Genomic DNA, 10,000 nt, shown 5'->3' on the forward strand with positions numbered 1-10,000 from the left:
AAAATCGATTTTTTGCTGATAAAATGTTAATAGATTGTTATAAAATCGTTTTTAAGATGTAAAAAAAGCAATTTTGAGACCTAAATTCAGCTTACTTTAATCATAAATTTACTCTGGAAGTAAGAAAAGATTTGAGAAGAAGGCAATGTCCTTATCTGATTTTTTTCTTACTTTGTATGATGAATCAAGAAATAAAAGGGCAATTCCCAAACAACATCCAACTCTTTATAAAAAGAGAGGATTTTTTACATCCCATTATTTCCGGAAATAAATTCAGAAAACTCAAATACAACATTCAAGAAGCACAAAAGTTAGGGCATACCACATGGTTAACTTTTGGTGGTGCTTTTTCTAATCACATTTTAGCGGTTGCAGGAGCTGGAGCAGAAGTTGGATGTAAAACTATCGGAATTATTCGTGGAGAAGAACTCGAAAGTAAAATACATGAAAATCCTACGCTAGCTAAAGCACAAGAATTAGGCATGCAATTCCATTTCGTAAGCCGAACTGCTTATCGTGATAAAGAGTCCAGTTCGTTTATTTCCTACTTACAAGAAAAATGGGGTCCTTTCTATTTAATACCCGAAGGAGGAACCAATGATTTAGCCATAAAAGGCTGTGAGGAAATTTTAACTTCCGAAGATAAATCGTATTTTACGCACATTGCTTGCGCTGTTGGAACAGGTGGAACGATTTCAGGTTTGATTAATTCTTCAGCCGAAAAACAGCAATTAATTGGATTTTCTTCGTTAAAAGGTGCATTTTTATCTGAGGTAATTCGTAATTTTGTAGTGAAAACGAATTGGAGTATTAGTGATGCCTATCATTTTGGAGGATATGGTAAAGTAACAGACGAATTGATTCAGTTTTTAAATTCGTTTTACAGTCAAACGGCTATTCCATTAGATCCTGTATACACGGGTAAGATGGTTTTCGGAGTTTTAGATTTAATTGAAAAAGGATATTTTCCACCCAATGCTAAAATTCTAATGATTCACACCGGTGGTTTGCAAGGAATTAAAGGCATGAATTTTGCTCTAAAAAATAAGAATAAAGAAACAATACAATTTGAATAAAGAGTATCTAATTTATAAGAACAAATAAATTTCCAAATTTAGGATTGTCCCCTCGAGGGGACTACAGGGGTGTAACAATCGTCTTAGAAAAGACAACAAATAAAATATCTCACAAAACATTGTCCCCTCGAGGGAACTTCAGGGGTGTAACGGATATCATAAAAAAGAGAATAAATAAAACAGCACTAAAAATAAATGAAAATTAGACTAGCCCTTTTTTTACTAGCGCTTTTAGTAGTAAGTTGTACCAGTTCGCGCCCTGTGGTGAGAACAACGTCAAAGCCTAAAGTTACCACTAAAAAACAGCCAGTAGCGCAAACAAAAACAAAAACAACTACAGCTAAAAAACCTGTTGTAACGAATTCATCAACTAAATCAGCAACATCAGAATCAAAATCAAAAACCGATTCAGAAGTTAGTTTGGAGGCTACTTCTAATGTAAAAACGTATGCCGAAGAGATTCAAATTTATGTAGCTAATTTTAAAGAAATTGCTCAAAATAATATGAAAGCTCACGGAATTCCTGCAAGTATTACATTGGCACAAGGAATTTTAGAATCAGGTGCAGGTAAAGGAAAATTAGCAGTAAGTGCCAATAATCACTTCGGAATTAAATGCCATAAAGAATGGACAGGGGAAAGTGTAAAACACGACGACGATTCAGCTCAAGAATGTTTTAGAAAATATGAAGATCCAGCAGAATCATACCGCGATCATTCGTTGTTTTTAACTTCACGACCAAGATATTCTAGTTTATTCAAATTAGATAAAGGCGATTATGAGTCTTGGGCAAAAGGATTAAAATCGGCGGGTTATGCAACAGATGTAAAATATCCAGAGAAATTGATTGGCTTAATTGAACGTTTCGAATTGTATAAGTACGATAATGAGGTTCTAAGTCGTGATTTTAAACCTGCAAAAAATGAAATTATTCTAGCACAAGGCGGAGATTACTACACCATTCAACAAGGCGATACGTTATATTCGCTGTCAAAAAGATTCAATCTTACGGTGGATGATTTGAAGAAATTAAACAACATGTCAGATAATGCCATTTCTATTGGGCAACAAATCAAAATAAAATAATGATATATAAAAGAAGTAGCGAACTATTTGTAGAAGCTAACAAAGTAATTCCTGGAGGTGTAAATTCTCCAGTAAGAGCATTTAAAGGAGTAGGAGGTACTCCTATTTTTGCAAAAGAAGCAAAAGGAGCCTATTTATATGATGAAGATGGCAACCGATTAATAGATTACATCAACTCGTGGGGACCTATGATTTTAGGGCATGCTTATGAACCAGTTGTAAACGCGGTTATTGAAAAAGCTAAAAAAGGTACTTCCTTTGGAATGCCAACAGAATTAGAAACGCAGATTGCGCAATTAGCAGTTTCTATGGTGCCTAATATCGATAAAATCCGTTTTGTAAATTCAGGTACAGAAGCTTGTATGAGTGCGATTCGTTTGGCACGTGGCTATACAAAGCGCGATAAAATCATCAAATTTTCAGGATGCTATCACGGACATTCCGATTCGTTTTTAATAGCAGCAGGAAGTGGTTTGAGTACGTTTGGTGTGCCAAATTCGCCTGGGGTAACACAAGGTACTGCAAAAGATACTTTATTAGCGTCTTATAACGATATTGAGAATGTAAAAGCCTTGTTTGAAGCGAATAAAAATGAAATTGCAGCCATTATAATCGAACCTGTTGCAGGAAATATGGGGTGCATTCCGCCAGCAAAAGGGTTTTTAGAAGCACTAAGAGCTGTTTGTACAGAAAACGGAGCCTTGCTTATTTTTGATGAAGTAATGACGGGATTCCGCTTGGCAAAAGGAGGAGCTCAAGAATTATTCGGAATTCAAGCCGATATAGTTTGCTTTGGTAAAGTAATTGGAGGAGGATTACCAGTAGGTGCTTTCGCTGCCAGAGAAGAAATCATGAATTATTTAGCACCACTTGGTCCGGTGTATCAAGCAGGAACTTTATCAGGAAATCCATTAGCCATGGCTGCTGGATTAGAAATGTTGAAAGCACTGAATGCGGATGCTGATATTTTTAAACGTTTAGATGAAAAAACAGCATACTTAGAAAACGGAATCCGAAAAGTGTTAACCGATGCTAATGTTGTGTTTACCATCAACAGAGTAGGTTCTATGATATCGGTTCATTTTGATGCCAATCCAGTTTATGATTTTACTACGGCTAAAAATGGAGATAACGAAACGTTTAAGAAGTTCTTCCACGGATTGTTAAATAGAGGAATTTATATTGCGCCTTCCGCTTATGAAACTTGGTTTATCACCGATGCATTAACTTATGAAGATTTAGATTTTACAATTAATGCAATAGCAGAAACTGCAAGAGAGTTATAAAAAAAATGTCCCGATATAATCGGGACATTTTTTTATTTAATTAAATTATCATAAAGAGCTTTATTGCTTTTAAGTTTTCTTAACTGCTCAGGAGAAAGAGAGCCTTCAATTTTACTTTTCATAATGGAATAAACTTCATTTCTTTCCTTATCAGAAGTAGCTTTGGCTAAATTTACGTGTTTATAAACTAATAAATCATACAAGCCATTTTCTAAATTGCTCTCCAAAGGAATCACTTTTACCAATTCATTTAATTCTAACTTTGCGGCCATTTTAGGATCATTTGATTTTTGATCTTGAGCAAAAGATAAAGCGCTAAACGCAAAGAATAATACTAGAGAAAAGACTATTTTTTTCATAATTTAAATACAGTTGATTTTTTTTGGTTTGTCAAATCTAAATTAAATTTGAGATTAAAACAAAACATTTTGTCAAAAATAATTAATTACCTCTGCGCTCTTTTACTCTTTTTTGCATTTTTTCTTTTGCTTGTGCTGTTTTTTCATCAAGATTCTCTTCCCATTTTTTGTATTGTTCTGGCTTTAAGATTTTTTTCATTTTGGCTTTCATTTCAATTTGATTGTCTAACATCTCATTTTTCATTTCAAATCTTTCGTCAGCAGATGGTTTTTCACCTTTTTCTTTTTTAGCTTTCATTTCGGCCATTTTGGCTTCTCTTTTTTTCGCTTGCTCTAACAAAATGGTTTTTACTTCTTTTTGTTGTTGTGCATCCAAATCTAAATCGAGAGTCATCTTCTTAACATGAAGTTCGCTTTGCTGTTCTGGTGTTAACTTCTCTCTTCCTTGTTTTCTGTCTTGTGCAAAGGTTAATGTTGTCATCACTAAAGCAATTGCTAAAATTAATTTTTTCATCTTTTCGTTTTTTTAATTGTTTGATGATAAGACGCTGAAAAAAGAAAAAGGTTTAATTTAAAATAAAAAAAAAAGGAACTCATTTGAGTTCCTTTTTTTTTATTCCTTTATTATCTTGATAATTTTTTCACCGTCTTCAGCTTTTATTTTAACAACATAATTGCCTTTAGCTAGTGATGTGACATCTATTTTTGCCTCTTTATTGTTGATTTCAAAATGCATTACAGATTGACCAATTAAGTTGAAAATTTCTAAACTTCTAATTGTATCATCATGAGTAATAGTAAAAGTGTTTTTGACTGGATTGGGATAAAAAGTTAAAGAACTTTTCACATTCTCATCAATAGATAATGCTTCTGTATATACTAAAGATACATCATCAATTGCTCCAAAACCTCTAGGGTTTACATCATCACTTACAAAAGTAAAAACAAGATTTGTTGTTGTTCCAGCTAAACTATTAGGTAAAGTTACAGTTTGATTAGTGAAAGTCAATACAGCAGCATTTGGATAAGGACCAAATTGAGTAGTGCCTGATGTAAATAGATTTCCATTCGTTGGAGTTCCAGTACCAGTTGAAACAGTTATGTAATCGTAATAGGTGCTACCAGTAAAGTCAGAAACTTCTTGTTTGTATTTAAAATTTAATACGATATTAGTTGCTCCAGCAGGAATAGTTATGGGTCTATACAAATGAACTGTTCTTGCCGAGTTATTATTACCTACAGTTGTTTCGCTATTGCCAATAAATGCAGCTCTTGCGCCAGTAAATCCTGTTTGTCCTGTTCCGCAATACCATTTTTTGTTTGCGCCAGATTGTTGTGCCGTTAACCAGCCATTGGAATCAAAAGTTGCACCAGTCTCAAATCCACCGTCACCAGCAGGATCTATTAGTGTAACTTGTCCAAAGCTTAAAATAGAAGAGCTTAACGTAAGAAATAAAATAATTTTTTTCATTTTTTTTTTGAAATTTTAGAGAGTTAATTTTGGGCAAAAATAAAAAAAAAAGACTTCAATTACGAAGTCTCTATTTTTATATGTTATTTTCCAGTGTAAACAGCTATTTTATTTTCGCCATTAACTTCTATCCTGAGTAAACCATGCTTGCTTAATCCTTTACTAGCAGCATCCCATTTTTTACCGCTCAATTCCGATTTTATTTTTAAATCACCAATCGAAATTCCTTCGTTAGCTTTTAAAATTTCGATAATGTGTTTTTCATCTTCCGTTAATTCTGGACCTTTTTTCTCTGGACGCATTTGCGGGAAAAACAACACTTCTTGAATCGATTGATTGTTGGTTAAGAACATAATCAAACGATCCATTCCAATTCCTAAACCAGAAGTTGGAGGCATTCCATATTCTAAAGCTCTTAAGAAATCTTCATCGATAATTCCGTTAGCTTCGTCATCACCTTTTGCGGCTAAAGCCATTTGGTTTTCAAAACGTTCTCTTTGGTCAATTGGGTCGTTTAATTCCGAATACGCATTTGCGATTTCTTTTCCACAAACCATTAATTCAAAACGTTCTGTTAATTCAGGATTATCTCGGTGCGATTTACATAAAGGCGACATTTCTTTTGGGTAATCCGTAATGAACGTTGGCTGAATAAAGTTGCCTTCGCATTTTTCACCAAAAATTTCATCAATTAATTTTCCTTTACCCATGGTGTCGTTCACTTCGATTCCCATTGATTTTGCAGCTTCGCGCAATTCATCTTCCGATTTTCCAGTAATGTCAAATCCTGTAAATTGTTTGATGGCATCGGTCATCGTTACTCTTGCATAAGGTGCTTTGAAGTTTACTTTGTGTTCGCCAAAAGTAGCTTCAGTTGTTCCGTTTACTTGAGTAGCACAATATTCTAATAAATTTTCAGTCATTTCCATCATCCAGTTGTAGTCTTTGTAAGCTACATAAATTTCCATTGCAGTAAATTCTGGATTATGCGTTCTGTCCATTCCTTCGTTACGGAAGTTTTTTGAAAATTCGTAAACACCATCAAATCCACCAACGATTAATCTTTTCAAATATAATTCGTTAGCAATTCGCATGTACAATGGAATATCTAAACTGTTATGATGCGTAATAAACGGACGTGCTGCCGCTCCACCAGGAATCGATTGCAATACCGGAGTTTCCACTTCCATGTAACCCGCTTCATTGAAAAAGGTTCTCATAGCAGTGAACAATTTGGTTCTCTTCATAAAAACTTCTTTCACATGTGGGTTTACCACTAAATCCACGTAACGCATACGGTAACGCAATTCTGGGTCGGTAAAAGCGTCAAACACATGACCTTCTTCGTCAGTTTTTGGTAACGGAAGCGGTTTTAACGTTTTGCTCAACATTTTAAAATCATCCACACGAACGCACATCGCGCCCACTTTTGTTATGAATAATTCACCTTCAATTCCAATAAAATCACCTAAATCGGTTAATTTTTTGAAAACTTGGTTGTAAAGCGTTTTATCTTCACCTTCGCAAAGCACATCACGATTAAAATACAACTGAATTCTTCCTTCGCTGTCTTGTAATTCAGCAAACGAAGCTTTTCCTTGATCACGAACACTCATCAAACGTCCAGCCAAAATAACCTTCTTACCTTCTTCAAAATTTTCCTTCACTTGCTTTGAAGTGTGATTCACCGGAAATAAATCCGCTGGATAAGGGTTAATTCCAAGTTCGCGTAAAGCGTTTAGTTTGTCTCTTCTAATGATTTCTTGTTCCGAAAGTTGCATAGTATTGTATTTAAGCGTGCAAAGATAGGTATTAGTTTAAAAGTTTAAAAGTTTAGAGTTAAAAAAACCTTTTGCCTAATCCCTTTTGCCTTTTACCAAATTTTAAGAACTATTCGTATCTTTGCTTCACTTTTCAAAAACACAATTTCGGTTGTTATGAAATCGCCACTAAACACGAGTTTGCGCAAGCAAACACATATGACGAGAAAGGCGATACCATTTGACCTTTAAAAAACAATAAAAGTTACAAATGAATAAAAAAGTCCAACTTCAAGATTTAGGAAATAAAGATTACAAAGACACTTGGGATTATCAAGAAGAATTATTCAAAGAAATTGTCGACATCAAAGTTCAAAATAGGAGAGAGGAAACTGCAATTGCTACACCTAACTATTTTTTATATGTAGAACATCCACATGTTTACACACTAGGAAAAAGTGGTGACATGTCTAATTTATTACTTTCTGAAAAACAATTAGAAGCAAAAGGGGCTACTTTTTATAAAATCAACAGAGGAGGCGATATCACCTACCACGGACCAGGACAAATCGTAGGCTATCCCATCTTAGATTTAGAAAACTTTTTCACTGACATTCATAAATACTTACGATTCCTAGAAGAAGCAATTATACTAACGCTAGCTGAATACGGTTTACACGCAACTCGTAGCGAAGGAGAAACCGGTGTTTGGTTTGATGTAGGAACACCATTCGCAAGAAAAATTTGCGCTATGGGAGTGCGAGCATCACGTTGGGTAACCATGCACGGTTTCGCTCTAAACGTCAATGCCGATTTAGGCTACTTCGACAACATCATCCCCTGCGGAATCAAAGGAAAAGCCGTTACCTCAATGCATGCCGAATTAGGAAAAGAAATAAACGAACAAGAAGTAAAAGAGAAAATTCTAAAACATTTTCAAAATTTGTTTGAAGCAGAAATAGTTTAAGTAAGTTTTATCCCGTACATATCCCGTACATATCCCATATATGTCCCATGCATATTTTGTACTTATCTTATAGTAAGTGTATTTAAATTAATTGATTATTCTATAACATAGAATGTTTTCTCTGTATTTATTGTAAAATCAAGTTAAAAGTATTTTAGTTTGGTGGAAATATAAAAAAGTAAAACGCTCTGTTTAGCTCTATTCAACATAAACAGAGTAAAAAAATCTCCGTGTACCTCTGTGTGAATTCTAAAACTCCAAACTCAGCTGTTCTGGCAATAATCGAAAGCTCATTCGGTGGTATTTACAAGGGCCATATTTTTTAATGGCTTCTCTGTGATCTTTCGTTGGATAACCTTTGTTTTTCTTCCAATTATACATCGGAAACTCTTCGTGAATCTTATTCATGTATTCATCTCGGTAGGTTTTGGCTAAAACAGATGCCGCGGCAATACTCAAATATTTACTATCACCTTTAATGATGCTAGTTGTAGGAATTGATTTTAAAAGTTTAATTTCTTCTTTATTAAAAATCCTTCCTGTTTTTTGTTTCATGCCTAATTTTCCATTCAAAGGACGATTTCCGTCTACAATTATATACTCTGGAGTTAGATTTAGTTGCAAAATACACTCTTGCATGGCTTTCATTGAGGCATTCAAGATGTTTATTTCGTCAATTTCATTTGGAAAAATATGAGTAACGGCAAAAGAAGTTGCTTTCTTTTCAATTTCGGGTTTTAGTTTTTCTCTAATTTTTTCTGAAAGTTGTTTGGAATCATTGAGTAGATTTAGCTCAAAATTATCTGGAAGTAAAATAGCAGCAGCTGTTACAGGGCCGGCTAAGCAACCTCTTCCGGCTTCATCTGTTCCGCATTCTAATATTAAATTACTGTAACTTTTACTTAACATTCTTTTTTTTGACAAAAATATAATTTTATACGCAACCTTTTTGCGATATTTTCATCTTTAGTATGAGATTCTTCCGTAAAATGTTTTTTTAAAACTAAAACTTTAACATAAATAAATTAGTAATATTCCGAAGTATTATTTGTTTATTTAAGAAATAATTAAGAAGTTTGCGGAATAACTAACTCAAATAAATTTAATATGAGATCGAAGTTCAAATGGATTTTTACGCTTTTAGTAGCGTTTACAATGCAGTTTTCGTTCGCACAAGAGAAAACTGTAACAGGTGTAGTTTCTGACGAACTAGGGCCTATTGCTGGTGCTAACGTTGTTGTTCAAGGGACAACTCGTGGAACCACTACTGATTTTGATGGTAACTATACCATTAGTGCTAAACAAGGAGATGTTTTAGTTTTTACTTACACAGGTAAAAAAACATCTACGGTTAAAGTTGGTGCTGCAAATTCTTACAATGTATCTATGTCTGATGATGTGGTACAAGGAAATGAAGTTGTGGTTACGGCTTACGGTATTGTTAGAGAGACTAAAAAATTAGCTTATTCTACAGAAAAAGTAGAGGCTAAACAATTAACTCAGGCTTCTCCAGTAAATGCTGTAACAGCTTTAGCAGGTAAAGTTTCTGGTTTGAACATTATTACAAGAAACAATGGTGTTAATCCATCTACAGTTGTAATCTTAAGAGGTTATAAAGGTATTACGGGTGATAATGCTGCGTTGATTGTTATTGATGGTGTTATTCAAGCTAACAATGCTTTGAATAACTTAAATCCAAATGATATTGAGTCTATTAATACATTGAAAGGAGCTAGTGCAACTGCATTATACGGTTCTCAAGGTAGAAATGGAGCTTTAATTGTAACTACTAAACAAGGTAAAAAAGATACAGGAATGTCTGTAGATTTTAGTACAAGTATGGTAGTTGAAAAAATCAAATATTTCCCTGAAATGCAAACTTCGTTTGGATCAGGTGTTGGTGAGTATGATCCATTTGAAAATACAAGTTGGGGTCCTAGATATGATGGAAATTTAAGACGTTTAGGTCCAATCTTAAGTGATGGTTCTTACCAA

10 protein-coding genes are annotated in these 10,000 nt (G+C 34.0%); 5 read left to right on the forward strand and 5 right to left on the reverse strand.

All coding sequences use genetic code 11. The annotated features are described in order from the left end of the window. Positions 1–179 precede the first annotated feature (179 nt). The 3 genes from LDL23_RS03195 (at position 180) to hemL (ending at position 3,448) form a co-directional block, all read left to right on the forward strand. Positions 180–1,076 carry a 1-aminocyclopropane-1-carboxylate deaminase/D-cysteine desulfhydrase gene (locus tag LDL23_RS03195; RefSeq protein ID WP_291264432.1) on the forward strand — a complete coding sequence of 299 codons (897 nt, stop codon included), beginning with the start codon at positions 180–182 and terminating at the stop codon, positions 1,074–1,076. Between the two features lie 195 nt (positions 1,077–1,271). Continuing rightward, positions 1,272–2,162, forward strand: coding sequence for a glucosaminidase domain-containing protein (locus LDL23_RS03200; RefSeq protein WP_291264423.1), 891 nt, complete (start codon positions 1,272–1,274; stop codon positions 2,160–2,162). Then, positions 2,162–3,448, forward strand: a complete 1,287-nt coding sequence (gene hemL / locus LDL23_RS03205) for a glutamate-1-semialdehyde 2,1-aminomutase (RefSeq protein ID WP_291264424.1) — start codon at positions 2,162–2,164, stop codon at positions 3,446–3,448. Before LDL23_RS03200 ends, hemL begins: the two co-directional genes overlap by 1 nt. Positions 3,449–3,480: 32 nt before the next feature. Here the strand turns inward: hemL and LDL23_RS03210 are convergent, their stop codons facing one another. From LDL23_RS03210 to lysS, 4 genes are all read right to left on the reverse strand, one after another. Then, positions 3,481–3,807, reverse strand: a complete 327-nt coding sequence (locus tag LDL23_RS03210) for a hypothetical protein (RefSeq protein ID WP_291264425.1) — start codon at positions 3,805–3,807, stop codon at positions 3,481–3,483. Positions 3,808–3,889: 82 nt separating this feature from the next. Beyond that, positions 3,890–4,321, reverse strand: a complete 432-nt coding sequence (locus LDL23_RS03215; RefSeq protein WP_291264426.1) for a hypothetical protein — start codon at positions 4,319–4,321, stop codon at positions 3,890–3,892. A gap of 99 nt (positions 4,322–4,420) precedes the next feature. Beyond that, the gene (locus LDL23_RS03220; RefSeq protein ID WP_291264427.1) at positions 4,421–5,278 is read right to left on the reverse strand and encodes a T9SS type A sorting domain-containing protein; all 858 of its coding nucleotides are present in this window, start codon (positions 5,276–5,278) and stop codon (positions 4,421–4,423) included. A gap of 83 nt (positions 5,279–5,361) precedes the next feature. Then, positions 5,362–7,059 carry a lysine--tRNA ligase gene (gene lysS / locus LDL23_RS03225; RefSeq protein ID WP_291264428.1) on the reverse strand — a complete coding sequence of 566 codons (1,698 nt, stop codon included), beginning with the start codon at positions 7,057–7,059 and terminating at the stop codon, positions 5,362–5,364. A 250-nt stretch (positions 7,060–7,309) separates the two neighbouring features. On the opposite strand from lysS, the gene lipB reads away from it, so the two are divergent. Next, the gene (gene lipB, locus LDL23_RS03230) at positions 7,310–8,005 is read left to right on the forward strand and encodes a lipoyl(octanoyl) transferase LipB (protein ID WP_291264429.1); all 696 of its coding nucleotides are present in this window, start codon (positions 7,310–7,312) and stop codon (positions 8,003–8,005) included. Positions 8,006–8,254: 249 nt separating this feature from the next. Here the strand turns inward: lipB and LDL23_RS03235 are convergent, their stop codons facing one another. After that, positions 8,255–8,914 carry a ribonuclease HII gene (locus tag LDL23_RS03235; RefSeq protein WP_291264430.1) on the reverse strand — a complete coding sequence of 220 codons (660 nt, stop codon included), beginning with the start codon at positions 8,912–8,914 and terminating at the stop codon, positions 8,255–8,257. A gap of 198 nt (positions 8,915–9,112) precedes the next feature. On the opposite strand from LDL23_RS03235, the gene LDL23_RS03240 reads away from it, so the two are divergent. Then, positions 9,113–10,000, forward strand: an 888-nt coding sequence (locus tag LDL23_RS03240; protein WP_291264431.1) for a carboxypeptidase-like regulatory domain-containing protein, incomplete at its 3' end; no start/stop codon positions are given.

The organism is Flavobacterium sp., assembly GCF_020217025.1.
Classification (GTDB): Bacteria; Bacteroidota; Bacteroidia; order Flavobacteriales; family Flavobacteriaceae; genus Flavobacterium.

Coding starts and splice junctions, on each gene's coding strand:
- LDL23_RS03195 (WP_291264432.1), top strand. CDS start 180: ATGAATCAAGAAATAAAAGGGCAATTCCCAAACAACATCCAACTCTTT.
- LDL23_RS03200 (WP_291264423.1), top strand. CDS start 1,272: ATGAAAATTAGACTAGCCCTTTTTTTACTAGCGCTTTTAGTAGTAAGT.
- hemL (WP_291264424.1), top strand. CDS start 2,162: ATGATATATAAAAGAAGTAGCGAACTATTTGTAGAAGCTAACAAAGTA.
- LDL23_RS03210 (WP_291264425.1), bottom strand. CDS start 3,807: ATGAAAAAAATAGTCTTTTCTCTAGTATTATTCTTTGCGTTTAGCGCT.
- LDL23_RS03215 (WP_291264426.1), bottom strand. CDS start 4,321: ATGAAAAAATTAATTTTAGCAATTGCTTTAGTGATGACAACATTAACC.
- LDL23_RS03220 (WP_291264427.1), bottom strand. CDS start 5,278: ATGAAAAAAATTATTTTATTTCTTACGTTAAGCTCTTCTATTTTAAGC.
- lysS (WP_291264428.1), bottom strand. CDS start 7,059: ATGCAACTTTCGGAACAAGAAATCATTAGAAGAGACAAACTAAACGCT.
- lipB (WP_291264429.1), top strand. CDS start 7,310: ATGAATAAAAAAGTCCAACTTCAAGATTTAGGAAATAAAGATTACAAA.
- LDL23_RS03235 (WP_291264430.1), bottom strand. CDS start 8,914: ATGTTAAGTAAAAGTTACAGTAATTTAATATTAGAATGCGGAACAGAT.